Origin of the sequence: Streptococcus oralis subsp. dentisani (assembly GCF_003944205.1) — a bacterium.
Lineage (GTDB): Bacteria > Bacillota > Bacilli > Lactobacillales > Streptococcaceae > Streptococcus > Streptococcus oralis_BH.
Genome location: NZ_RJPH01000002.1, coordinates 119,281 through 142,789 on the forward strand (window position 1 = coordinate 119,281; position 23,509 = coordinate 142,789).

General features: G+C 42.2%; 25 protein-coding genes. 4 read left to right on the top strand and 21 right to left on the bottom strand.

Features of this window, described 5'->3' with window-relative positions:
- Nucleotides 1-23: 23 nt before the first annotated feature.
- On the bottom strand, nt 24-1,646 hold the full coding sequence (locus D8805_RS02430; RefSeq protein ID WP_125415303.1) for a putative polysaccharide biosynthesis protein: 1,623 nt from the start codon (nt 1,644-1,646) through the stop codon (nt 24-26).
- A 105-nt stretch (nt 1,647-1,751) separates the two neighbouring features.
- Here D8805_RS02430 and D8805_RS02435 point away from each other — a divergent pair, with 105 nt between their 5' ends.
- Nucleotides 1,752-3,197, top strand: coding sequence for a UDP-N-acetylmuramoyl-L-alanyl-D-glutamate--L-lysine ligase (locus D8805_RS02435; protein WP_125415304.1), 1,446 nt, complete (start codon nt 1,752-1,754; stop codon nt 3,195-3,197).
- 30 nt (nt 3,198-3,227) lie between these two features.
- Here D8805_RS02435 and D8805_RS02440 read toward each other — a convergent pair whose 3' ends face one another.
- From D8805_RS02440 to D8805_RS02515, 16 genes are all read right to left on the bottom strand, one after another.
- Complete coding sequence (locus D8805_RS02440) at nt 3,228-3,428, bottom strand: CsbD family protein (RefSeq protein ID WP_125415305.1); 201 nt, start codon at nt 3,426-3,428, stop codon at nt 3,228-3,230.
- A 101-nt stretch (nt 3,429-3,529) separates the two neighbouring features.
- Complete coding sequence (locus D8805_RS02445) at nt 3,530-4,180, bottom strand: DUF1803 domain-containing protein (RefSeq protein WP_125415306.1); 651 nt, start codon at nt 4,178-4,180, stop codon at nt 3,530-3,532.
- Nucleotides 4,164-4,676 (bottom strand): YiiX/YebB-like N1pC/P60 family cysteine hydrolase, encoded by a 513-nt coding sequence (locus D8805_RS02450; RefSeq protein ID WP_125415307.1) that lies wholly within the window; start codon nt 4,674-4,676, stop codon nt 4,164-4,166. The genes D8805_RS02445 and D8805_RS02450 overlap by 17 nt, the downstream gene beginning before the upstream one ends.
- 85 nt (nt 4,677-4,761) lie before the next feature.
- A complete protein-coding gene (locus tag D8805_RS02455; protein ID WP_125415308.1) occupies nt 4,762-5,697 on the bottom strand; it encodes a manganese-dependent inorganic pyrophosphatase in 936 nt (311 codons plus the stop codon).
- A gap of 85 nt (nt 5,698-5,782) precedes the next feature.
- Nucleotides 5,783-6,067: a GIY-YIG nuclease family protein gene (locus D8805_RS02460; RefSeq protein WP_084849159.1), complete on the bottom strand. Its 285-nt coding sequence runs from the start codon at nt 6,065-6,067 to the stop codon at nt 5,783-5,785.
- On the bottom strand, nt 6,057-6,803 hold the full coding sequence (locus tag D8805_RS02465; protein WP_125415309.1) for a tRNA1(Val) (adenine(37)-N6)-methyltransferase: 747 nt from the start codon (nt 6,801-6,803) through the stop codon (nt 6,057-6,059). The genes D8805_RS02460 and D8805_RS02465 overlap by 11 nt, the downstream gene beginning before the upstream one ends.
- A gap of 32 nt (nt 6,804-6,835) precedes the next feature.
- Complete coding sequence (locus D8805_RS02470) at nt 6,836-7,195, bottom strand: S1 RNA-binding domain-containing protein (RefSeq protein ID WP_038805977.1); 360 nt, start codon at nt 7,193-7,195, stop codon at nt 6,836-6,838.
- Nucleotide 7,196: 1 nt separating this feature from the next.
- Nucleotides 7,197-8,597, bottom strand: coding sequence for a bifunctional Cof-type HAD-IIB family hydrolase/peptidylprolyl isomerase (locus D8805_RS02475; RefSeq protein ID WP_125415310.1), 1,401 nt, complete (start codon nt 8,595-8,597; stop codon nt 7,197-7,199).
- Between the two features lie 81 nt (nt 8,598-8,678).
- Nucleotides 8,679-9,188 carry a GNAT family N-acetyltransferase gene (locus D8805_RS02480; RefSeq protein ID WP_125415311.1) on the bottom strand — a complete coding sequence of 170 codons (510 nt, stop codon included), beginning with the start codon at nt 9,186-9,188 and terminating at the stop codon, nt 8,679-8,681.
- Nucleotides 9,189-9,469: 281 nt separating this feature from the next.
- The gene (rpsR, locus tag D8805_RS02485; protein ID WP_000068664.1) at nt 9,470-9,709 is read right to left on the bottom strand and encodes a 30S ribosomal protein S18; all 240 of its coding nucleotides are present in this window, start codon (nt 9,707-9,709) and stop codon (nt 9,470-9,472) included.
- Nucleotides 9,710-9,740: 31 nt separating this feature from the next.
- A complete protein-coding gene (ssbA, locus tag D8805_RS02490) occupies nt 9,741-10,211 on the bottom strand; it encodes a single-stranded DNA-binding protein SsbA (protein WP_000609594.1) in 471 nt (156 codons plus the stop codon).
- A gap of 11 nt (nt 10,212-10,222) precedes the next feature.
- Complete coding sequence (gene rpsF / locus D8805_RS02495; RefSeq protein WP_001151782.1) at nt 10,223-10,513, bottom strand: 30S ribosomal protein S6; 291 nt, start codon at nt 10,511-10,513, stop codon at nt 10,223-10,225.
- Nucleotides 10,514-10,645: 132 nt separating this feature from the next.
- Nucleotides 10,646-11,854, bottom strand: coding sequence for an MFS transporter (locus tag D8805_RS02500; RefSeq protein ID WP_125415312.1), 1,209 nt, complete (start codon nt 11,852-11,854; stop codon nt 10,646-10,648).
- Nucleotides 11,855-11,988: 134 nt separating this feature from the next.
- Nucleotides 11,989-13,332, bottom strand: a complete 1,344-nt coding sequence (gene asnS / locus D8805_RS02505; RefSeq protein WP_125415313.1) for an asparagine--tRNA ligase — start codon at nt 13,330-13,332, stop codon at nt 11,989-11,991.
- 152 nt (nt 13,333-13,484) lie between these two features.
- Nucleotides 13,485-14,663, bottom strand: coding sequence for a pyridoxal phosphate-dependent aminotransferase (locus D8805_RS02510; RefSeq protein WP_000777452.1), 1,179 nt, complete (start codon nt 14,661-14,663; stop codon nt 13,485-13,487).
- Nucleotides 14,664-14,672: 9 nt separating this feature from the next.
- Nucleotides 14,673-15,149, bottom strand: a complete 477-nt coding sequence (locus D8805_RS02515; RefSeq protein WP_000776853.1) for a cell wall elongation regulator TseB-like domain-containing protein — start codon at nt 15,147-15,149, stop codon at nt 14,673-14,675.
- A 118-nt stretch (nt 15,150-15,267) separates the two neighbouring features.
- Between D8805_RS02515 and D8805_RS02520 the strand changes: the two genes are divergently transcribed.
- Nucleotides 15,268-15,714, top strand: a complete 447-nt coding sequence (locus D8805_RS02520) for a MarR family winged helix-turn-helix transcriptional regulator (RefSeq protein ID WP_000816313.1) — start codon at nt 15,268-15,270, stop codon at nt 15,712-15,714.
- Nucleotides 15,715-15,805: 91 nt separating this feature from the next.
- Nucleotides 15,806-16,354 (top strand): NADPH-dependent FMN reductase, encoded by a 549-nt coding sequence (locus D8805_RS02525; protein ID WP_125415314.1) that lies wholly within the window; start codon nt 15,806-15,808, stop codon nt 16,352-16,354.
- Between the two features lie 37 nt (nt 16,355-16,391).
- Here the strand turns inward: D8805_RS02525 and yaaA are convergent, their stop codons facing one another.
- The 4 genes from yaaA to D8805_RS02545 form a co-directional block, all read right to left on the bottom strand.
- Nucleotides 16,392-17,114 (bottom strand): peroxide stress protein YaaA, encoded by a 723-nt coding sequence (gene yaaA, locus D8805_RS02530; protein WP_125415315.1) that lies wholly within the window; start codon nt 17,112-17,114, stop codon nt 16,392-16,394.
- Between the two features lie 76 nt (nt 17,115-17,190).
- Nucleotides 17,191-18,786, bottom strand: coding sequence for a hypothetical protein (locus D8805_RS02535; protein WP_125415316.1), 1,596 nt, complete (start codon nt 18,784-18,786; stop codon nt 17,191-17,193).
- Between the two features lie 11 nt (nt 18,787-18,797).
- Nucleotides 18,798-19,208 carry a peptide deformylase gene (locus tag D8805_RS02540; protein ID WP_125415317.1) on the bottom strand — a complete coding sequence of 137 codons (411 nt, stop codon included), beginning with the start codon at nt 19,206-19,208 and terminating at the stop codon, nt 18,798-18,800.
- A gap of 104 nt (nt 19,209-19,312) precedes the next feature.
- Nucleotides 19,313-22,009 (bottom strand): cation-translocating P-type ATPase, encoded by a 2,697-nt coding sequence (locus D8805_RS02545; RefSeq protein ID WP_125415318.1) that lies wholly within the window; start codon nt 22,007-22,009, stop codon nt 19,313-19,315.
- 307 nt (nt 22,010-22,316) lie between these two features.
- Here D8805_RS02545 and mntE point away from each other — a divergent pair, with 307 nt between their 5' ends.
- Complete coding sequence (mntE, locus tag D8805_RS02550; RefSeq protein WP_125415319.1) at nt 22,317-23,501, top strand: CDF family manganese efflux transporter MntE; 1,185 nt, start codon at nt 22,317-22,319, stop codon at nt 23,499-23,501.
- Nucleotides 23,502-23,509: the final 8 nt, after the last annotated feature.

Here is a 23,509-nt window from a genome sequence, read left to right on the forward strand (position 1 = left end):
CTTTTATTTATAAATCTAGTTTGTTAAGATCGTTTAAATCTTGCTCGTAGGCGGTCTGCTTGAGGTTTCCCAATAACCTTATCCAATAGGTGAGTGCCAAGACTCATTAAACCATAGAGTCCTCCCCCGAGACCTCCGATGAGGGCTACATAAAGGAAACTCCAGAAGCGTCCCGTTGGTTGGAAGAAAAATCCTAAAATCCACTGTAGAAAACCAACTAAGATAAACATGACCATTGTCAAAATCATAATCAAAATTGTCCGTTTTAAGATAATCTTACGACGTGCACCAGTCACCTGACAAATATCCCGGTACATCAGAACATTTGGAATGATGAGACCGATGGTCGTTGAGATCAAGGGACCGTAACTATGGAAAATGGCAATAGCTGGTAACTGCAAGACTAGCTTAGCAATTGATCCATAGACAAAGTAAAGAACTGCCTTGCGGTTTCGGAACATGGCCTGAAGCATAGGAGACAAGACCATATACAAGCCTAAAATAGTAGACTGTAAAACCGCAAAGACAAACAAGCCCATGGCCAGACTATCTGGCTTACCATAAAAAACTGTATAGAGAGGCTCCCCCACCATGACGACTCCAACCGTTGCTGGTAAGAGAAACATAAAGAGCATGGTTAGACTATCTTGGACAAGACGAGCAGCAGCTCTCAAATCACCTTTAACATAATTTTCCGTCAAAAGTGGCAAACCAACACTTCCAATCGAAACTCCCACAGAGATTAAAATCATAGTAATTTTATTCGGATTGGCAGAGAAATAAGAAAACATGACAACCAAGTCTTCATTGCTGTAGTTGGTAAACCAGGTCATGCTATTGATAAAGGTCATCTGGTCCAATATTTGGAAGAGCTGAATGGCTGATCCTGTTAGGATAAAGGGAATGGCTTCCTTGATAGTATCGACTAAGAGTCGCTTACTATTGATCTTATCCCGTGTTTCAAATACTCTTTTGAGCAAACCTTCTTGGGCAAGGAAATAGATCAAAACTGCAAAACTAGCCACCATCCCCACAAAGGCCGCAAAAGTCGATTGGGTAACGGCCGATAAGTAGTCACCAGAACCCAACTTCATAATGAAGAAGGTCGCCATCAACATCCAGATAACACGGATCACCTGCTCGGCGATTTGACTCATAGCATAGGGTTTCAGGTTATTCATCCCTTGGAAGAAACCTCGAATGACACTCATAGACGGGAAAATCAAGACCGCCCAAGCCAAGCTCTGCATGATGGGAATCAGGTCTTTCCCCACACCTGATAAATCTGCTAACCAGGGAGAAAAGAGATACAAGACCAAGGCAAAGACTAAGCCCAAGCCCGTCATAAAGCTTAGGAAACTCCGAATCAAGGCAAAGCTATGCTCTTCTTCTCGCATGGTATTGTACTTAGCCACTTGTTTGGCGACCGCAACTGGGATACCCGCTGTCGAAATCAGCAAGAACCAGGCGTAAATATTATAACCCATGGTAAAGAGACCATTTGCTTTGGCAGCATAGGTCCCCATCCAGATATACCAGGGAATAATGTAGATAGCCCCAAGGAGGCGACTAATAAAGTTACTAGCTGTTAGCCAAGCAGTCCCTCGCAACATCTGGGCTTGCTGGTGATTGTTTTCGTTAGACATAGCTTCCTCATTCAATTTTGATAACTAGGAAAAGTTCCTTATTTTCCATTATAAACTTTTCCTTGTTACTTGTAAAATTCGGGCTTGAAGTTTATAATAGAAAGTATGATTAAGATTGAAACCGTATTAGATATACTAAAGAAAGATGGCCTTTTTCGTGAGATTATTGACCAAGGTTATTACCACTACAACTACAGTGAAGTTGTTTTTGATAGTATCAGTTACGACAGTCGTAAAGTTAAAGAAGGTACTCTTTTTTTTGCAAAAGGCGCTGCCTTTAAAAAAGAATTTCTTACCTCTGCTATTACACAAGGTCTCGGATGGTATGTAGCTGAGCAAGACTACGAAGTCGGTATCCCTGTCATCGTTGTGAACGATATTAAGAAAGCCATGAGTTTGATTGCTATGGAGTTTTATGGTAATCCACAAGAGAAACTCAAAATTCTCGCCTTCACAGGAACCAAGGGTAAGACAACTGCAGCCTATTTTGCCTATAACATCTTAGCTCAACACCATCGCCCAGCTATGCTGTCAACCATGAATACAACCTTAGATGGTAAGACCTTCTTTAAGTCTGCCCTTACAACTCCAGAAAGTATCGATCTCTTCGACATGATGGCTCAGGCTGTTAAAAATGGTAGAACCCATCTCGTAATGGAAGTTTCTAGCCAAGCCTATCTTGTTCATCGAGTCTATGGCCTGACCTTTGATGTAGGTGTCTTTCTTAACATCACTCCTGACCATATCGGTCCGATTGAGCATCCTAGCTTTGAAGACTACTTCTATCACAAACGTCTCTTGATGAAAAATAGCCGAGCAGTTGTCATTAATAGCGACATGGACCACTTTTCTGTATTGAAAGAACAAGTGGAAGATCAAGAACATGACTTCTATGGTAGCCAGTCAAGTAACCAAATCGAGAACTCCAAAGCCTTTAGCTTTTCCGCTACAGGTAAACTCGCTGGTGATTATGATATCCAACTCATCGGCCACTTTAACCAAGAAAATGCCGTTGCTGCAGGACTTGCCTGTCTTCGTCTAGGTGCTAGTCTGGAGGATATCAAAAAAGGAATCGCTGCAACCCGCGTCCCAGGACGTATGGAAGTCCTCACACAGAAAAATGGTGCCAAGGTCTTCATCGACTACGCCCACAATGGTGATAGTCTGAAAAAACTGATTTCTGTTGTTGAAACCCATCAAACTGGAAAGATTGCTCTGGTTCTCGGTTCGACTGGAAACAAGGGTGAAAGTCGTCGCAAAGACTTTGGCCTCCTCCTCAATCAACACCCTGAGATTCAAGTCTTTCTAACCGCGGATGACCCCAACTATGAAGATCCAATGGCCATTGCAGAAGAAATCAGCAGCTATATCAGTCATCCTGTTGAAAAGATTGCCGATCGTGAACAAGCTATCAAGGCAGCGATGGCCATCACAAATCAAGAACTCGATGCTGTGATTATTGCAGGTAAGGGAGCTGATTGTTACCAGATCGTCCAAGGAAAGAAAGAAGACTATCCTGGGGACGCAGCCATCGCAGAACGTTATCTATAAAAAAATCAAGGGAATGTTTCCCTTGATTTTTTAGTCTTCTTTCTTAAATGAGTTTTTAAGACCTTCAACGGCACCTTCTACAGCGCCTTTAGCATCTTCTGCAACTTCTTTTGCTTTCGCAACTGTTTTTTCTACAGTACCTTCTGCTTCTGTCTTGCTATCGCCAGTAACTTTACCAAATCCTTCTTTGATAGCACCAGTCGCTTGTTCCAATTTATTTTCAAGTGACATAGCTCTGTCTCCTTTGCTTTTAATACGATATACGTTATCGCTTACATTCAGTTTATGCTTATTCTTTAGTAAAGTCAAACAATCTGCTCAAAAGCAAGCAATTAAGGTAAATAGAAAGACAATCTCTCCTTGTCAAAATCGACGGCCAACTCATACTTCCCTTCTTCGTTTTGTACTACATAGCCCAAGACGACTAAACTGTCCACAAAGATATCACGACGTTTCTGTATCAGCTGGTCTTTTTTGAGAAACTTCAGTAAAAATGTCGTCATATACTTGAGGGCGTACTCAGGATTGACATCTCCCAAAATGGCATAGAGTTCCAGCTGTTTTTCTGTCAAAGGATACTGATATTTGACCTTGTAGAAATAATTAGACAGGGTCATTTTTTGTCTTGCAAAGTCCGTCTTTTCGACTAGAATGGCTGCATTGGTTTGATTGCGCAATTCTGTCTCAAAAGTCTTCTCCAACAAGGCTTGATAGACTGGACTGTCCTCTCTGATAAAAATCTCTTGGTCAAGGGCCAGACTGTCTATCGATTCTAGAAAAGGGAGATTGAGGGAATAACGTTTGTTTTCCCTTCGGATCAAACCTGCCTTTATATACTCTTCCATGAGTTTATCAACTGCCACATCTGGAAACCGAGCCTTGATTTCTCGGAGGATCACATCGTCATGCTGGTCCAGATAGTCAACCAAATCTATAAAAAATGGCTGTCGAGTCAAACGAGATGGATTAAAAATCTGAATCATGAAGATTCCTTTCTTTACATTCTAAAAGAGGAGATGCTGCTAGTTGACTGGGGTTGGTCCCTGGTTGATTCAGAGGCACAGGGAGTTCGAGTTTCCTGTAATATTCCCTCCAAAAATCACTAATCTCCTGCTCCCCGTCCCCAAATTGCATCGGAATCGTCTCAAAAATAGGCAGGATTTCTGCGATGTACTGGGAGCAGTAAAAGCCAGCCCCATCTGGATAAAACGAGGCATTATAGGGCGCACCTAAATGTTTGCTAGCTCTCTCCTTTACCAAGTCAGCTTCCATCTCTGGATAGGTATAGAGATCGTAGAGATGAGTCGGTTCAAAAAAATCAGCTGGTTCTTGACAGATAACACCTGCCTGCCCACTAGCATGGAAAATCAAACCATCCAAAAAGATGGCTACATGACTATAATTCCCAGTGGAAGCCTGGATGGCCTGCCCCATGTCTGAAAGGTCCTTCACAAAAATCAAAGCGCCATTTTCTAACATCTTCCTCTCCTAGAAAAAAAGGAGCCGAAACCCCTTTAGCTATATGGAAACAAGTGTTTCCACGTTTCAATTATCACTCAAGCTATTAGCCATTAAAGCTTTCAGTCAACTGAGGTACCACTTGTTTCTTACGTGAAACAGCACCTGGAAGGAAAGCGTGGTTGTTTTCAAGTTTGAAGTTAAATGCTGCTTCGACCTTGTCCATGTTTGACCCAAGAGCAAGGATTTCTGAGTTTGAGTTTACGATGTCTGTAATCATCAAAACAAAGTCAGAGTAGCCGTTTGCCGCATTAGCCGCTTGCATTGCTGCTTCGATTTCAGCTTGACGTTCCAAAACTTCAGCAATATCAACTGTGTTGACTTGGGCAACACGAACCTTATTTCCGTTGAGTTCAAAAGTCTTAGCATCGATGTCAATCAATTCTTCAGCAGATTTGCTTGCCAAGTTAGTACCAGCCTTCAACATAGCCAAACCGTACTCTTCCAAGTTCACGCCTGCTAATTCAGCCAATTCAGGCGCAATCACTTTATCAGATGGGTGAGTTGTTGGAGATTTCAAAAGGAGAGTATCTGAAATCAAACCTGAAATCATCAATCCTGCGATTTCTTTAGGAACTGTTACACCGTGTTCTTTGAACATGCGGTAAACGATAGATGAAGCTGATCCAACTGGCTCCAAACGCATGTAGAGTGGGCTGGCAGTCTCAAAATTAGCCACACGGTGATGGTCCACAACACCATAAACTTCTACTTCAGCGATGTCTGATACAGACTGTTGGAATTCATTGTGGTCAGTCAAGATGACTTGTTCTGCACCTTCTGCTTTAGCTGATGTGATAACACGCGGTGCTTTCACACCAAAATAGTTCAAAACGAAGGCTGTTTCTTCGTTTGGAGTACCGAGAGCAACTGCTTCTGTGTCCAATCCATAAGCTTCTTTTGCAAGGTAAGCAAAGGCTACAGATGACCCGATGGCATCTGAGTCTGGATTTTGGTGACCAAATACTAGAATCTTAGACATGATAATACCTCATTTAATTTATTCATCTTATTGTAGCACTTTTTTCCTCTTTTGACAAAAGTAAGAGGAGCCCAAAGACTCCTCGTTAGACATCAATATGGTTGACTAGATTTTTCTCTTGATTTTCGGATAAAAATCGTTCTTTCTGTAGACGTTTCTTGCGTTTGAGGAGAGCTTCGGCAGACATGGCTTCTTCCTTACTGGCAAAACCCTCTACATAGATGAGTTTGACTGGCAAGCGAGCTCGAGTATACTTGGCTCCCTTACCACTATTATGAACGGCAAGGCGCCTCTTCACATCCGTTGTATAGCCCGTATAGTAAGAACCGTCGCGACACTCCACCACATACATATAGGCCTTATGATCCATAGTAAATCTCTTGAATTTCTGGTGTATAAGAACCATCATCATTGTGAACGATGAGTGGTGGCAAGACCTTAAAGCCACTGGTCGATCCATCCTTGATAGCTTCGATTAAGAGCATATTGGCCTCCTTCTCACGTTTAGGATAGACAAATTGCAGGCGCTTAGGTGCCAAATTATGGCGTTGAAGCATATCCAAGATATCCAAGAGTCGATCAGGACGATGAACCATAGCTAAACGGCCATTAGACTTGAGAATACTCTGAGCACTACGGCAAATTTCTTTCAGGTTAGTCGTAATTTCGTGTCTGGCCAGAAGGTAGTGTTCACTTTCGTTCAAATTAGAATGCGGATCCACCTTGAAATAAGGCGGATTGCACAAAATCATATCCACCTTACTTCCTTGGATATGAGCAGGCATATTTTTCAAATCATCGCAGATAACCTGCATCTGCTCTTCCAAGCCATTCAACTGAACCGAACGCTCTGCCATATCCGCCAAGCGCTCCTGAATCTCCACAGAGAGAATTTTTGCCTTGGTACGACTACTTGCAAAAAGTCCTACTGCACCATTGCCAGCACAAAAATCCACAATTAAGCCATTTTTAGGAAAGCGAGGAAAGCGCGACAAGAGAACACTATCCACCGAATAGCTAAACACCTCTTTGTTTTGGATGATTTTGATATCTGTCGAAAAGAGCTGATTGATGCGCTCTCCTGGTTTTAATAATTGTTCTTCCATATATTGATTTTAAAAATACGAAATCTAATAGACTAGTTTTTCTCTCTCAGATTGTTGAGGGCTTCCTTTGTCCAGATTGGCATCATTCGCCCAAGTGGTGCAAAACCGTGCTTGATACGATCATTTGAAAAACGTCTCCGTCTTGGTAGTTGGTGTTTTTCTTCCTCCAGAGTGCGAATAGATAGACTGGCTTTACCTGAAAATTCGTCTAAATCAACAACCTGAACTTGCACTTCTTCACCAATTTTCAAAACTTCGTAGATATTTTCGATAAATCCTGTTCGAATCTCCGAGATGTGAATCAACCCAATCACCCCTGTCTCTAACTCAACAAAGGCACCATAGGGCTGGATTCCTGTAATACGCCCCTTTAGCTTATCACCGATTTTCATCTTAATCCTCAATTTCAATCGTTTCAATTACTACATCTTCAACTGGCTTGTCCATTGCACCAGTCTCAACAGCTGCAATGGCATCCAAGACAGCAAAAGATTCTGCATCTACCAATTGCCCAAAAACAGTGTGACGACGGTCAAGGTGAGGAGTTCCACCTTGCTCTGCATAGATCTCAGCAATTGGTTCAGGCCAACCACCACGCGCAATCTCTTTCTTAGAGTATGGCAAGTGTTGGTTTTGCACGATAAAGAACTGGCTGCCATTGGTATTTGGCCCAGCATTGGCCATAGAAAGAGCCCCGCGAACATTATAGAGTTCTTCAGAAAATTCATCTTCAAAAGAATCTCCATAGATAGATTCTCCACCCATACCAGTACCAGTTGGGTCTCCGCCTTGGATCATAAAGTCCTTGATAATACGGTGGAAAATCACACCATCATAGTAACCGTCTTTTGAAAGAGCAACAAAGTTGGCCACTGTTTTGGGAGCCTGCTCAGGGAAGAGCTTGATACGCATTTCTCCGTGATTTGTCTTAATGGTCGCCAGCGGACCTTCTACTGTTTCAATTTCTACTTGTGGGAAATGCAATTCTTTTTCTACCATACCAAATCCTTCTAAGGCATCAAAAATGCCATCTTCTTCTACTGTTTTTGTTATATAATCTGCTTTTTCTTTGATTTTTTCATGAGAAATTCCCATTGCAATACTGATTCCAGCATAATCAAAGAGTTCCATATCATTGAGACCATCCCCAAAGACCATGACATTCTCTGGTTTCAAGCCTAGATGTTCCACCACCTTGGCTACACCAGTTGCTTTGGATCCTGAAATCGGCACGATATCAGATGAATGTTCATGCCAACGCACCATGCGAAGTTTATCTGATAAGGACTCTGGTAAGTGCAAGCTATCTCCTTTATCTTCAAAGGTCCACATCTGATAAATGTCTACTTTTTCATGGAAGTCAGGATCAACATCCAAGTTTGGATAAATCGGATCAATAGCCTCACTGATCAGTTCTGTTCGAGTGGAAAGTTTGGCAGCATGACTCCCAACCAAGCCATACTCAATTTCCTCTTTCTTGGCCCAAGAAATGTACTCTTCTACATCTGACTTCTCAATCTGATTTTGATAAATGACATTTCCTTTTTTATCTTCTATATAGGCACCATTCAAGGTCACAAAAAAGTCAGGCTTGAGATCACGAATCTCTGGAACGACACCGAAAATACCACGCCCAGAAGCAATTCCTGTTAAAATCCCTTTTTCTCGCAACTGCTTAAAAACCGTGGGAATTGTAGCTGGAATAAAACCTGTCTTTGACGTACGCAAGGTATCATCAATATCAAAAAAGACGATTTTAATCTTCTTTGCCTTGTATTTTAATTTCGCATCCATCTCTCTACCTCTTTCAATCTAACTCTTTCCATTATACCATAAAGTAGAGAAATCCCATATCTTCAAAAAATTCGCTATCTCTTATTCGAATTCCTTGGATAAGTACAAAACCAAATCATCATTATTTTGAATAGTGGCATTCATTTCCAACGGTTGGTTTCGATACCAAACTCCCGAACCATCTGGAATATAGCCTCGTTTGATGTACAATCTCTGGGCAGGTCCATACCCTGAATGGAGCCCAACACCAAGGGTCACCTTATCCGATATGAGCCTAACTCGTTTTTCTGCTTCTTCCAGCAAGAGATTTCCAATACCTTGATTTTGAAAGGGCTCAAAGACATTGAAATCTGAAAGTTCTGGAGCCATTCCAGCAAAGGGACCCTGCTTAGCATCAGGTAAAATAGTGATGTAACCCGCTACAACACCATCAATCTCTGCAACTAAGACTTCTCTCTCCTTGCTTTTCTGTTCCAGAAAATATCTAGCCAAAATTTCCTCTCTACCGGGCCAACCTTGACTGATAAATCCTTGAGATAGATTTTTAATGTCAGATTCTTGCATTTTTCTAATTGAACATTTCGTCTTCATAAGATGCTCCTTTAAAGCTTTCTCCTACCATTATAGCACGATAATAAAAATTAAAAGAAAAAACCTAGTAAGAAAGAAAATCTCACTAGGTCAAAAAGTAGACGTTTCGAACGGAGCCCTGTAAAAGTCTGAAAAAAGGGGTCCGGGAAACCTGAAAAAAAGACCCAGTGGGTCTTAATTCGCTTTTTTATTTTCCAGCTCATGAAAAAGAGGTCCACTGGACCTCAACTCGCTCTCTCATTTCAAAGCTCGTGAAAAAAAGACCCGTCGGGGTCTTTTTTTTAATCTTCGTTTACGAAAGGCATCAAAGCCATTACGCGAGCGCGCTTGATAGCTGTTGTTACTTTACGTTGGTTTTTAGCTGAAGTTCCAGTTACACGACGTGGAAGGATTTTCCCACGTTCTGAAACGAAACGGCTAAGAAGCTCAGTATCTTTGTAATCAACATATTCAATTTTGTTTGCTGCGATGTAATCAACTTTTTTACGGCGTTTGAATCCGCCACGACGTTGTTGAGCCATGTTTTTTCTCCTTTATAGTTTTAATTGTCCATTAGAATGGTAAATCATCATCTGAAATATCCAACGGATTGGTTGCTCCAAATGGATTTTCATCACGTGAAAAGTCTGGTACTGATTGTGTAGGTGCTGTATAACTAGCAGTTGGTGCAGAATAAGCTCCACCTGTATGTCCTTCACGCACGCTACGGCTTTCCAACATTTGGAAATTATCAGCCACGACTTCTGTTACGTAGACACGTTGTCCTTGCTGGTTATCGTAACTACGAGTCTGGATACGACCTGTGATCCCGATAAGAGAGCCTTTTTTAGCCCAGTTAGCAAGATTTTCAGCCTGTTGGCGCCACATAACGACATTGATAAAATCAGCCTCACGTTCGCCATTTTGACTCTTGAATGTACGGTTTACTGCAAGAGTAAAAGTCGCAACTGCTACATTTGATGGGGTATAACGCAACTCAGCGTCACGTGTCATACGCCCTACAAGTACAACATTGTTAATCATAGTTTACCTTCTTACGCGTCAAGTTTGACGATCATGTGACGAAGAATGTCAGCGTTGATTTTTGAAAGACGGTCAAACTCTTTAAGAGCTGCGTCGTCGTTTGCTTCAACGTTAACGATGTGGTAAAGTCCTTCACGGAAATCTTGGATTTCGTATGCAAGGCGACGTTTTTCCCATGATTTTGATTCAACAACAGTTGCACCGTTGTCAGTCAAGATAGAGTCAAAACGTGCTACCAAAGCGTTTTTCGCTTCTTCTTCAATGTTTGGACGAATGATATAAAGAATTTCGTATTTAGCCATTGATATGTTCCTCCTTTTGGTCTAATGACCCCTAGTCTTTGCAAGGGGTAAGTGAGGTTTGCTCACAATTAACTATTATACTAGAAAAACTAGTAGATGGCAAGAGAAAAAAGATAAAAGTGAAAAATAACTCTATTTCTTAGAAATAACATTCTCTTTTAGTTCCAAAAATCCGGCCATCTCTTTCAAAATGAAAAATAGCAAAAAGCTGGCTAGTACTAAAATGAACCCTAAGTAAAGAAAGGCTACTACAAATCCTAGATAGTCAATCAACCACCCCGTCAGAGGAAAAATGACGATCATACTCAGGCTGAACATCATAGAGTAGACACTTAGCATGGTTGCCCGTACCTCACTTGGGAGTCGCTTTTGTAAATCGTTGTCAAAAATCGGTTGAAAGAGAGCATATAAGGCGTTACTAATCAAATAAACTAAAATATAAATCAGTGGCGTACCAAAGTAGGACAGCAAATAAGTTCCTCCCGTCAAGAGGACAAGAATTGGAAAAAGCTTTAAAGCTGAATACCTCTTTCCAATCTTACTTGCTAGATAAACTGCCCAGATATTCAACGCACTGCCCATCAGCATGACCATCGAAATCTGCCATCCTTCTAGGTCAGGCAGTTGATTTTGATAGTAAAAATAAAACATACACATCAGTGTTCCGATGATTTGGGACAGAATCATCCAACCAAAAAGACTGGGATTTCTCTGCAACTCTTCTTTGACAGTCCAGATTATTTTTTTCATCGTCAAGCGCTCAGATTTTTGCGCTTTAACACTAGGCTCTTTTAGCATCCAAGTTAGAAAAAGAACGATAATCGAAGTAGCAATCATGATATAGTAGGTCAAGTGCAATTGACCATGGACAAAAAATCCTGCTAAAACCGTCCCTAAAGACCGAGTTCCTTCTGCGACTCCTGACATAAAACTTGAGATAGATAAGTAGCGCTCTTTTAATCCAGCCTCCACGGCTGAATCATAAACCATGGCTGCACTCGTCCCCGAATCAAAATTATAAGATAAGGCACTCACCACCATAGCAAGTGCATAAATCCAAAAATTACCTTGTCCTAGTAACATGAGAATAGACGACGCAATCCCAGCTATCCGACTTAAATACAGATTGGTTTTATAGGAATAATGGTCAGCTAACATTCCAGAGGGAATTTCACAAATGACACTGGTGGCATGAAAAATACTTTCCAATAAACCAATCTGCCAAAGCGACATCCCATTTTGACTGAGAAATAGAATCCAAAAGCTAGTAATGCCCAAAAAGGCAAAAAATTCCACTCCAGCCATGAGACCGATATTCTTCCGATAATTTCGTTTAAACATATTTTCTCCTTTAACAAGTGTATTTGTATCTTTGTGTTTATCACTTGTTAAGCTTTACTTTACATGTCCCTCACCTCTTCCTTCAAGTATTATGGTGTTTTGAAAAAACGCCTATTACGGCGTTTTGATTTATTTTATGGTTTGATACGGTGCAACATACGTGGGAATGGAATGGCTTCACGGATATGTTTTGTTCCAGCTGCGAAGGTTACCATACGCTCGATACCGATACCAAATCCTCCGTGTGGTACTGTACCATATTTACGAAGGTCAAGGTAAAATTCATACTCTGTACGATCCATACCAAGTTCTTCCATCTTAGCGACAAGGGCGTCATAGTCTTCCTCACGCATAGAACCACCGATGATTTCTCCATACCCTTCTGGTGCGAGCAAGTCTGCACAAAGCACGCGTTCTGGATTTCCAGGAACTGGTTTCATGTAGAAGGCCTTGATAGCTGCTGGGTAGTTCATGACAAATGTTGGCACACCAAAGTGGTTTGAGATCCAGGTTTCATGTGGTGAACCAAAGTCATCACCATTCTCAAGGTGTTCGTAGTCAGCGTCTTCATCATTTTCATGCTCTTGCAAGAGGTCAATTGCTTGATCGTAAGTGATGCGTTTGAATGGCTCAGCAATGTAGCGTTTCAAGAGCTCTGTATCACGCTCCAAGATTTCCAAGGCTTGAGGCGCACGGTCAAGAACACCTTGGAGAAGGGCTTTTACATAAGCTTCTTGCAAGTCAAGTGATTCATCGTGTGTCAGGTATGAGTACTCCGCATCCATCATCCAGAACTCAGTCAAGTGACGGCGCGTTTTTGATTTTTCAGCACGGAATACTGGACCAAAGTCAAAGACACGACCAAGAGCCATAGCACCCGCTTCAAGATAGAGCTGACCTGATTGACTCAAGTAGGCTGGCGTTCCGAAGTAATCTGTTTCAAAGAGTTCTGTTGAATCTTCTGCTGCATTTCCTGAAAGAATAGGGCTATCAAACTTCATGAAGCCGTTCTTGTCAAAGAACTCATAGGTTGCATAAATGATGGCGTTACGGATTTGCATTACCGCTACTTGCTTACGAGAGCGGAGCCACAAGTGACGGTTGTCCATCAAGAAGTCAGTTCCGTGTTCTTTTGGTGTGATTGGGTAGTCTTGAGATTCACCGATCACTTCGATGTCTGTAATATCAAGCTCATAACCAAACTTAGAACGCTCATCTTCTTTGACAATCCCTGTCACATAAACAGAAGTCTCTTGGCTTAGGCGTTTAATCGTATCAAATTTCTCTAGCCCCACTTCCTCACCGAACTTTTCAATAAAGTTTGGTTTGAAGGCAACTCCTTGGAAAAAGGCAGTTCCATCACGCAATTGCAAGAAGGCAATTTTTCCTTTTCCTGATTTGTTGGCAACCCAAGCTCCGATGGTCACTTCTTGACCAACGTAGTCTTTTACATCGATAATTGTTACACGTTTTGTCATAATCTATCTTCCTTTTTTCGTTTAACTTGTCCGAAGACATCATTACCCACTATTTTACCATAAATAGACTGCGATAGCTAGGTTCTACTAGAGAAAAATCGCGAGATTTTCGTTACAAAAAATCTTCGCTAAAAAGGCGAAGATTCTAAGTTTTATTTTTCCATAAACTGATGCAAACGGCGAATAGCTTCTTTTAATGTATCCAAGTCGGTGGCATAACTGAGACGAACATTTTCTGGTGCTCCAAATCCAGCTCCTGTAATCAAGGCAAGTCCGACTTCTTCAAGGATAGCTGTTGTAAAGTCCGTCACATCGGTATAACCCTTCATCTCCATCGCTTTTTTAACATTTGGGAAGAGATAGAAGGCCCCTTGGGGCTTGACAACTTCAAATCCTGGCACTTGACACAAGAGAGGATAAATAGTGTTCAAACGTTCCTCAAAAGCCTGGCGCATGATTTCGACAGAATCTTGTGGCCCAGTTAGGGCTTCAATGGTAGCATATTGCGATACAGCAGTCAGGTTGGAGGTTGTTTGTCCTGTTAGTTTGCTCATAGCAGCGATAATCTCAGGATTTCCCACAGCATAACCTACCCGCCAACCAGTCATGGCATAGGCCTTAGATACACCGTTAATCACGATGGTTTGCTTGCGAATGGATTCTGACAGACTAGAGATTGGAACAAATTCATTCCCATTATAAACTAGACGACCGTAAATATCATCTGCTAGGATAAGGACATCATGTTCAACCGCCCAATTTCCGATAGCCAAGAGTTCCTCACGAGAGTAAATCATACCGGTCGGATTCGATGGCGAATTGAGAACCAAGACCTTGGTCTTAGCTGTTCGGGCTGCTTCTAGCTGCTCTACTGTTACTTTAAAGTGATTGTCTTCCTTGGCCTGGACAAAGACTGGCACACCTTCTGCCATCTTGACCTGGTCTCCATAGCTGACCCAGTAAGGTGTAGGAATGATGACCTCATCACCTGGATTGACCACAGCCATAAAGAAGGTATAGAGAGAGAACTTAGCACCAGTGGCAAAGGTAACCTCGTTAGCTGCTACAGAATACCCATAATGGCGTTCAAAATAGGTATTAACCGCTGCTTTTAACTCTGGTAGGCCTGAAGCAACTGTATAAAAGGAAGCTCGTCCATCTCGAATCGCTTCCACCGCTGCATTCTGAATATTTTCAGGAGTATGAAAATCAGGCTGTCCCAAGGTTAGGAAAAGAACATCCTTTCTCTGAGCCTTTAATGCTTTAGCTCTTGCATCACTAGCTAGAGTGACGCTTTCTTCCATTTCTAGTACACGTTTGGATAGTTTCATATGTCCTCCTTATTGGATCACTGCTCCTGTTTCAAAGTCGACCAGATAGTACTGGTTTCCTGACTTAACTTCCCAAATCGGCTTATCCTTATAGCGACCAAAGGTGACTTTGTCAATGTCGCTAGCTCCTTTTTCCCTCGAAATCGTCGCTGCCTTGTCTTGAGAAATCCCCTTATCAAGCTGATAAACATAAATCTTATGGTCATTCTTTTCAATCAGTACGGCAATGGCCTCTTGCTTTTTATTATGCCCCAGAACGCTGTAATAGCTTTCTAGTCCATTATAAAAATCAACCTGGTCTGTCTTTTCCAATTCTGCGTACTGCTTGGCCAGTTTTTCTCCCTCAACTCTAGCATCTTGATAGGGTTTCATGCTGAGTGATATCAGATAAAGGAAGGAAGTGGTCATGACTAGCAGTACCAGAGCAATGCCGATTCCATACTGTAAAAGTAGCTTGTTTTTTGCTTTTTTCTGTCTTAGTTTCACTCGTCTATTTTACCATCTCTCCTTCTTTATTACAAGTGAAGACAGGAACATTCTAAGATTCTTTTCCTTTAAAATATAAGTTCTTGTTTTTCTCTCTCATTATTGATAAAATAACCTTATGAAACAATATTTGAAAGAGAAAATTTCCGATAATCAACTAGACTTAAAAACAGCTATCATCCTCAATAAAGCCATACGGACTTTTAAACCATATGAAGCTAAGGCTGCTAAAGAATACGGGCTAACACCCACCCAATTTTCAGTTTTGGAAACCCTCTATAGCAAGGGGGAACTACGCATTCAGGATTTGATTGAAAAAATGCTAGCCACTTCTGGGAACATGACTGTTGTCATCCGAAACATGGTTCGAGATGGATGGATTTCTAGAACTTGCGACCCCAAGGATCGTCGCTCTTTTTTCCTGAAATTAACACCTGCAGGACGCAGAAAAATCGAAGAGATTCTTCCTGATCATATCGATTCTATCGTAGAAGCACTCAGCATCTTGGAAGATGGCGAAAAGGAAGACTTAATCCGCATTTTAAAAAAATTTAAAAATTTGTGAGCAAAATTATTGCTAATTAGTATTATTTGTTGTAACATAGACGGTAACAAAAGAGTTCGCTCTTTGAATTTTAAACTAAAGGAGACATATCATGTCTAAAAAAGTATTATTTATCGTCGGTTCACTTCGCCAAGGTTCTTTCAACCACCAAATGGCCCTCGAAGCTGAAAAAGCACTTGCTGGAAAAGCGGAAGTTAGCTATCTTGATTACTCAGCTGTTCCTCTCTTCAGCCAAGATCTGGAAGTTCCAACTCAGCCAGCTGTAGCTGCTGCTCGCGAAGCAGTCCTTGCTGCTGATGCAATCTGGATCTTCTCTCCAGTCTACAACTTCTCTATCCCTGGAACCGTGAAAAACTTGCTCGACTGGCTCTCTCGTGCCCTTGACTTGACAGATACACGTGGCTCTTCTGCCCTCCAAGACAAGTTTGTTACTGTCTCATCTGTTGCCAATGCAGGTCACGATCAACTCTTTGCTATTTACAAAGACCTCTTGCCATTTATCCGTACACAAGTCGTTGGTGACTTTACAGCTGCTCGTATCAATGACTCTGCTTGGGCAGACGGAAAATTGGTGTTAGAAGAAGCAACTGCTTCATCACTTGCAAAACAAGCTGACGACCTTCTTGCAGCCATCAACTAATCAAGCAAAAACCAGCTCGAATGAGCTGGTTTTATGCTTATTTCACAAAGACGAGTTCTAATTCACTTGATAAATCAGGTCGGTAGTCAAAGCCGGCAAAGCGGAGCTTGCGAGCTTGTTCGACTGTTTGGACTTGCTCTTCTATCAAGGCGCTCAAAAAGGCGCCACGTGCTTTTTTTGAAATAGTTGAGTGGATTTTCAACTGACCTGCCTTATCCTCCATAAATTTGAAGGTCACCATCTTTTCTCTGATTTCCTTCGAAAATACAGTTTCAAACTCTGATGATAGGAGTGAGAATATCAAGTTCTCATCCTGTAGGGCCTCATCATAGGCTGACTTCCAATGACTCTTTAAAGTCTTACCAGCAACTTTTAACTTCATCAAAAAGTCCAAACGATGAGGAGCCATGGGCGACAAGGCAGGGACAACACCGTATAAAGCCGAGGTGATCAGGACATGATTTTCAAGATAGGTTTGTTCAGCCTCGGTTAACCCATCTCGTTTGATGTGGCGATACATGAGACCATCGAAGAGTTTCAAAGTTGGATAATGTTTAGCCCTGTGATCTTTTAAAGCTTGAATATGCCCGTACTCTTCTTCTGCTTTCTTGGCAGATACCTTATAAAAAGTCTCTAATTCACTGGCTGAGTAATGCGCCAGTGAGTCAAGGACTGCCTGACTTTCTTCCCTCAAAGGGAGCGCTTCGATACAAGGATGGTTTGTGTTCATTTCTTTTGCTGTTGGGATTAAAATTTTCATATTGTTAGTGTAGCATATTTTTCAACCACGACCAAGAATTTCATCTTAAAAACCTCGGTTCATACCGAGGTTTCTTTTACTTGACTTTAAAGGTCTTAAGGTAATTATCTTTTCCAACTTGACCTTCGAAGGTTTGGCCATTTTCGAGGTAAGGAAGGTCATCTGACACTGAGGCCTTGACCTTATAAATCTTGCCATCAACTTTAAAGAAGTAGACGGTGTCACCCTTGATGACAGCTGTTTTAAGGTCTGAGACGATTCCCTTAATGTTTTCTACCGTTTCATTATCCAGCTCGAGGTCATTTTTATTGGCATATTTGCTGAGGAGTTCATCTACCGTAGCTGCTACGATGACGTTTTGGTACTCCACTGCATCGACCAAAGCATACTCCTTGACCAGACCTGCATTGTCCTTCAAGCCCATGATATAGAGAGGCTTGTCATTGAGATTAACAAGGATAGGGAAGGTAGACTTGTAGGCTTTCTCTTGTACTGCTCCTTCTGCGGAAGCACGGGCCGATTCTTCGGTTGCTGAAGCTAGATTGTACTTGGTGATTTCACCAGTGCGCATATTTTCAAGGATAAATCCTAGATTACTTTCGTCAGCATTGGCTGAAGTCACCCCTGTGTAGAGATAAATGTCATTTCCGATAGAAAGATAGTTATAGCCCTCGGTCGTTTGGGTAACGTTTTTCTTAGAAATCAAGGCATTCCAAAAGCCGTCTTTATACTTGCCGTTGTAGTTGATTTGTTCGATGGTTTCTTCTGCTGGATAGACACGGTCCACCCATTCTGGGACTTCATCCAAGCTGTATTCCTTGGTTTCTCCATTGGTGGCGTCTAAGATAATAACAGATGAAGGACGCGGGACTCCTAGACCAAACTGCTTTTGATAAACGGTTGCTACATAGAAAGGATTGCCTTCATCATCCACCTCAAAGGAGGGCGTTTTAAAAATCTTGGTTGGGTACTTGATCCGAAGATGGCGTTTGACGTCGCGGTTAAAATACTCAGAGTCCGAATACTTCATCGGCGTTTTTAAATCCACCAATTCCGCATTTCCTGTCACCATATCAACCTTGATATACTCACCAATTCCCTTGGACTGATTATTAAACCATTTGATCGGGTCGGCATACTCCAAAGGAGTCACCCGATAAGGTTTGCCATCAACTGTCAGCTGGGTATAAGTATCTGCTGCCACGTACTGGGAGACCTTATCCGTCAGAGAGCCCAAGTAACGGTCACCGATCTTTTCAGCAGTGCTCCGATCTAGGATTGGAATCTTACTGGTATCACTCTTAGGAAAATCTTTAAAATCTTTTTCTGTGATAGATACCACATTAGCATAATTTTTTGCTTGGAAAAAGCTAGAGGTCACTAGGCTTACCAGACCAGCAAGGGCAAAGATAAGGCCTGCAGCCAGCAACAATCCTCCACCTAATTTATTAAAATGAAGTCCTTCTAGATTGAGCTCGTTGGCAGGCTTGCCATGACGTAGGTGAACTGTCTTGACGAGATTGGTATCCTTTCGTAAACTAAACAAAATTCCCATCACCACCAGATGTACACATAGGAAAAAGATAAATTCCCAACTGGTAAGATTAAGTGGCGGTAAAAAGATATACCAGGTCGTTGCAATAAAAACAAGTTCAAAAAGTATGCGTTTCATCTGAGTTCCTCCTAAATAATCCGTCCTTCCAAATGATCCAGTTCATGTTGGCAGATCTGAGCTGGAAAACCCGTCAGCGTAATGGTCTGTTCCTGCCACTTACTATCACGATAGGAAACCGTAATCGTTTCGTAACGAGTCGTTGGCCGTACCCCAGTCAAGGACAAACAACCTTCCTCTGTCTCATAAGGTCCTTTATAGGAAAGGAGAATAGGGTTAAACATGACCATGGGAATTAGGCCAAGGTTAAAGATAATGACACGCTTCTGCACCCCAATCATATTAGCCGCTAGACCGACACAGGTCTCGCGATTGGCAAGCAGGGTATCCTGCAGATCTCTAGCCAGATAAAGGTCTTCCTGGCTTGCAGGTTTCGAAACTTGCGACAATAATAAGACATCTCGGACAATTTTCTTTTCCATTCTCTTTCACTCCTTGCTACTTTACTTTATTATAACACAAAAGGAAGCGACTTCTAATTCTTTCCCTCAAATGCAAAAAAAGCCATCCGAAGATGACTTTCTTTTTAAATCGCGTTCTTATCAAGACCAAGTTTACGTTGAACAAACTTGACGATTTCGACAATGATAATCATTGAGAAGCTTCCAGCCATGACAATTCCCCATTGTGACAAGTCCAGTTTGGTTACGTGGAAGATACCTTCAAGCGGTTCTACGACGATCGTTGCCATCAAGAGGATTAAGGATACCAAGATAGACCAGTTGAAGGTCTTAGACTTGAATGGTCCGACTGTCAATATGGATTGGTAAACAGACTTGACGTTGTAGGCATGGAAAAGCTGGATCAAACCAAGTGTTGCAAAGGCCATGGTGAGGGCATCCGCATGAATAGCTTGGTTATCTCCTACATGGACCGGATAGGCAAGAGCAAGACCATAAACAGTCAAGACGAGTGCCCCTTGGAGTACACCTTGATAGATAATGGAGCTCATGACCCCACCTGAGAAGAAGCTTGATTTGCGTCCACGTGGTTTGTGGGTCATAACACCTGGCTCAGCTGGCTCAACACCAAGAGCGATAGCTGGGAAGGTATCGGTTACCAAGTTAATCCACAAGAGATGAACTGGCTGTAAGACATCCCAACCAAACAAGGTTGATAAGAAGATGGTTAATACTTCAGCCGTATTGGCAGAAAGTAGGTACTGAATGGTCTTTTGAATGTTTGAGAAGACCTTACGTCCTTCTTCAACTGCGACGATAATAGTCGCAAAGTTATCATCCGCAAGAATCATGTCAGATGCACCCTTAGAAACCTCAGTACCAGTGATTCCCATACCGATACCGATATCGGCTGTTTTCAGAGCTGGCGCATCATTAACACCGTCACCTGTCATGGCAACAACCTTACCTTGGTTTTGCCAAGCCTTCACGATACGAACCTTGTGTTCAGGGGATACACGCGCGTAAACGGAATATTGACCAACTACTTTTTCAAATTCTTCATCAGAAAGTTCGTTGAGTTCCGCACCAGTCAAAACATGGTCTTCCGAGTCATTTTCATCGATGATTCCCAAACGTTTAGCAATAGCTTCTGCTGTGTCTTGGTGGTCACCCGTAATCATGATTGGACGGATTCCCGCTTCCTTGGCCACACGAACAGCTTCTGCTGCTTCGGCACGTTCAGGGTCAATCATTCCAATCAAACCAGTGAAGATCAAGTTGTTTTCAAGCTCTTCAGAAGTAAGATTTTCTGGAATACTATCGATAATCTTATAAGCACCTGCAAGGACACGCAATGCTTGGTGAGCCATTTCCGAGTTGTTTGTTTGGATTAATTCAGTGACTTTCTCATCAATCGGAGCAACATCTCCAGCTTTATCACGAGCAACACAACGTTTCAAGAGTTGATCTGGAGCCCCTTTGACTGCCACGAGGAATTTACCATCTGGCAATGGATGAACCGTGGACATGAGTTTACGATCTGAGTCAAACGGCAATTCAGCTACACGAGGATATTTCTCTAAGAACCCTTTAACATCGTAGCCCTTGTCCAAGGCATACTGGATGAAGGCTGTTTCCGTTGGATCCCCGATCAGGTTTCCTTCTGCATCAATCTTGGTATCATTGGCCAAAACAACTGAACGAAGAAGCGGCATGTCCAAGCCAAGTTCAATATCATCAGCTGAGTCATGTAGGACTGCATCGTAGAAGACTTTTTCGACTGTCATCTTGTTCATGGTCAGCGTACCAGTCTTATCAGAAGCAATGATCTCAGTCGAACCAAGTGTTTCGACCGCTGGCAACTTACGAACGATAGAGTTTCGTTTAGCCAAAACTTTAGTGCCAAGAGCAAGAACGATAGTCACGATAGCTGGGAGTCCTTCTGGAATGGCTGCAACGGCAAGCGCAACAGAAGTCATCAACTCACCAAGTGGATCTTTACCTTGAATGAAGACTCCAACTACAAAAGTAACAAGAGCAATGACCAAGATAGCATAAGTCAAGACCTTAGAAAGGTTGTTCAAGTTTTGTTTGAGTGGCGTATCTGTCTCATCCGCATCTTGGAGCATGCCAGCGATATGACCCACTTCAGTGTACATACCTGTATTGACAACAACACCAAGACCACGACCATAAGTCACATTTGAGTTTTGGAAGGCCATATTGACACGGTCACCAATACCAGCATCTGCAGCGAGTTCTACGGTCAAGTCTTTTTCAACTGGAACAGACTCACCTGTTAGGGCTGCTTCTTCGATTTTAAGAGAATTAGCTTCTAGCAAACGTAGGTCTGCTGGCACTACGTCACCTGCTTCAAGGGCAACGATATCTCCTGGCACCAATTCTTTGGAATCAATCTCTGCCATGTGCCCATCACGGATAACGCGAGCAGCTGGACTGGACATAGATTTGAGGGCTTCGATGGCTTCTTCTGCTTTGCCTTCTTGGTAAACACCGAAGGCAGCGTTGATGATAACCACGGCTAGGATAATGATAGCATCTGCGATATCTTCCCCACCAGAAGTTATGACTGACAAAATAGCCGCTGCAACTAGGATGATAATCATCAAATCCTTAAACTGTTCGATGAATTTAACCAAGAGAGATTTTTTCTCACCCTCTTCCAGTTCATTGCGTCCATATTCAGCTAGGCGTTTCTGCGCTTCGCTTGACGAAAGACCTTGCTCAGTTGCTTCAACTGACTTTAAGACCTCTTCAGGACTTTGAGTATAAAACGCTTGGCGTTTTTGTTCTTTTGACATGTGTCTCCTCCTTGACATTGTGTGCAAAACAAGCTCTCTTTTGGTTTTATGACAAACAAAAAGAGACCTGTTAATCATAACAAGTCTCGCTGTTTAAGATAGCGCCGGAAAGAATACTTTGCAGTATAAAATTCGGAATGACGACACTATCACAGGTTTCTGCCAGCTACTCCCTTGAGTAGTACTATTATATCAAATTTTGAACAATTTTCAAGAATTAAAATCCGATGAAACAAGACTAAATTTGAATTTTCCCATGAAAACCAGTATAATGAAAACAGAATCTCAGCACTAGAAAGGAAGTCCGATGAACCAATCCATGTCAAATCTCAAATTGGCGGAACGTGGTGCCATTATCAGCATTTCGACCTACCTCCTCTTGTCCGCGGCAAAATTAGCGACTGGTCACCTCCTACATTCTTCCAGTTTGGTAGCGGATGGTTTCAACAACGTATCTGATATTATTGGAAATGTTGCTCTTCTGATTGGCATTCGGATGGCTCGCCAGCCCGCAGACCGAGACCATCGTTTTGGTCACTGGAAGATAGAAGATCTGGCTAGCTTGATTACTTCTATCATCATGTTCTACGTTGGCTTCGATGTTCTTCGGGACACCATTCAGAAAATCCTTAGTCGAGAACAAACACCCATTGATCCTCTGGGAGCAACTCTAGGAATCATTTCTGCAGCGGTCATGTTTGCTGTTTATCTCTATAACACACGCCTCAGTAAGAAATCCAAATCCAAGGCTCTCAAGGCAGCTGCTAAGGACAATCTTTCCGATGCTGTCACCTCACTTGGTACTACCATTGCCATCCTGGCCAGCAGTTTCAATTATCCCATTGTGGATAAACTGGTCGCTATCATCATCACTTTCTTTATCTTGAAAACTGCCTATAATATCTTTATTGAGTCCTCCTTTAGCCTATCAGATGGCTTTGACGACCGTTTGCTAGAGGACTATCAAAAAGCCATTATGGAAATTCCAAAGATTAGTAAGGTCAAATCCCAAAGAGGGCGTACCTACGGCAGCAATATCTACCTTGATATCACGTTAGAGATGAATCCTGACCTATCAGTCTATGAAAGTCACGAAATCGCAGACCAGGTCGAGTCCATGCTAGAAGAGCGCTTTGGAGTCTTTGATACCGATGTCCATATCGAGCCAGCTCCCATACCTGAGGACGAGATTTTAGACAATGTCTACAAAAAACTGCTCATGCGTGAGCAATTGATTGACCAAGGAAATCAGCTAGAAGAACTCCTTGCTGAGGACTTTCTCTATATCCGTCAAGATGGAGAGCAGATGGATAAAGAGGCTTATAAGTCTGAAAAAGAACTTAGTGCTGCGATTAAGGACATTCAGATTACCTCCATTAGTCAGAAAACCAAGCTCATTTGCTATGAGCTAGATGGCATCGTCCATACTAGTATCTGGCGTCGCCATGAGACTTGGCAAAATATTTTTCACCAGGAAACAAAAAAAGAATAGAAAAATCC

What these genes read in the sequence shown, in the direction of transcription:
- D8805_RS02475 (WP_125415310.1), bottom strand. Translation starts at nt 8,597, where the DNA reads ATGGATGCGAAATTAAAATACAAGGCAAAGAAGATTAAAATCGTCTTT.
- D8805_RS02445 (WP_125415306.1), bottom strand. Translation starts at nt 4,180, where the DNA reads ATGATTCAGATTTTTAATCCATCTCGTTTGACTCGACAGCCATTTTTT.
- yaaA (WP_125415315.1), bottom strand. Translation starts at nt 17,114, where the DNA reads ATGAAAATTTTAATCCCAACAGCAAAAGAAATGAACACAAACCATCCT.
- D8805_RS02545 (WP_125415318.1), bottom strand. Translation starts at nt 22,009, where the DNA reads ATGTCAAAAGAACAAAAACGCCAAGCGTTTTATACTCAAAGTCCTGAA.
- D8805_RS02455 (WP_125415308.1), bottom strand. Translation starts at nt 5,697, where the DNA reads ATGTCTAAGATTCTAGTATTTGGTCACCAAAATCCAGACTCAGATGCC.
- D8805_RS02470 (WP_038805977.1), bottom strand. Translation starts at nt 7,195, where the DNA reads ATGAAAATCGGTGATAAGCTAAAGGGGCGTATTACAGGAATCCAGCCC.
- rpsF (WP_001151782.1), bottom strand. Translation starts at nt 10,513, where the DNA reads ATGGCTAAATACGAAATTCTTTATATCATTCGTCCAAACATTGAAGAA.
- D8805_RS02520 (WP_000816313.1), top strand. Translation starts at nt 15,268, where the DNA reads ATGAAACAATATTTGAAAGAGAAAATTTCCGATAATCAACTAGACTTA.
- D8805_RS02435 (WP_125415304.1), top strand. Translation starts at nt 1,752, where the DNA reads ATGATTAAGATTGAAACCGTATTAGATATACTAAAGAAAGATGGCCTT.
- D8805_RS02500 (WP_125415312.1), bottom strand. Translation starts at nt 11,854, where the DNA reads ATGTTTAAACGAAATTATCGGAAGAATATCGGTCTCATGGCTGGAGTG.
- D8805_RS02535 (WP_125415316.1), bottom strand. Translation starts at nt 18,786, where the DNA reads ATGAAACGCATACTTTTTGAACTTGTTTTTATTGCAACGACCTGGTAT.
- D8805_RS02510 (WP_000777452.1), bottom strand. Translation starts at nt 14,663, where the DNA reads ATGAAACTATCCAAACGTGTACTAGAAATGGAAGAAAGCGTCACTCTA.
- rpsR (WP_000068664.1), bottom strand. Translation starts at nt 9,709, where the DNA reads ATGGCTCAACAACGTCGTGGCGGATTCAAACGCCGTAAAAAAGTTGAT.
- D8805_RS02440 (WP_125415305.1), bottom strand. Translation starts at nt 3,428, where the DNA reads ATGTCACTTGAAAATAAATTGGAACAAGCGACTGGTGCTATCAAAGAA.
- D8805_RS02540 (WP_125415317.1), bottom strand. Translation starts at nt 19,208, where the DNA reads ATGGAAAAGAAAATTGTCCGAGATGTCTTATTATTGTCGCAAGTTTCG.
- D8805_RS02480 (WP_125415311.1), bottom strand. Translation starts at nt 9,188, where the DNA reads ATGAAGACGAAATGTTCAATTAGAAAAATGCAAGAATCTGACATTAAA.
- asnS (WP_125415313.1), bottom strand. Translation starts at nt 13,332, where the DNA reads ATGACAAAACGTGTAACAATTATCGATGTAAAAGACTACGTTGGTCAA.
- mntE (WP_125415319.1), top strand. Translation starts at nt 22,317, where the DNA reads ATGAACCAATCCATGTCAAATCTCAAATTGGCGGAACGTGGTGCCATT.
- ssbA (WP_000609594.1), bottom strand. Translation starts at nt 10,211, where the DNA reads ATGATTAACAATGTTGTACTTGTAGGGCGTATGACACGTGACGCTGAG.
- D8805_RS02460 (WP_084849159.1), bottom strand. Translation starts at nt 6,067, where the DNA reads ATGGATCATAAGGCCTATATGTATGTGGTGGAGTGTCGCGACGGTTCT.
- D8805_RS02465 (WP_125415309.1), bottom strand. Translation starts at nt 6,803, where the DNA reads ATGGAAGAACAATTATTAAAACCAGGAGAGCGCATCAATCAGCTCTTT.
- D8805_RS02450 (WP_125415307.1), bottom strand. Translation starts at nt 4,676, where the DNA reads ATGTTAGAAAATGGCGCTTTGATTTTTGTGAAGGACCTTTCAGACATG.
- D8805_RS02525 (WP_125415314.1), top strand. Translation starts at nt 15,806, where the DNA reads ATGTCTAAAAAAGTATTATTTATCGTCGGTTCACTTCGCCAAGGTTCT.
- D8805_RS02430 (WP_125415303.1), bottom strand. Translation starts at nt 1,646, where the DNA reads ATGTCTAACGAAAACAATCACCAGCAAGCCCAGATGTTGCGAGGGACT.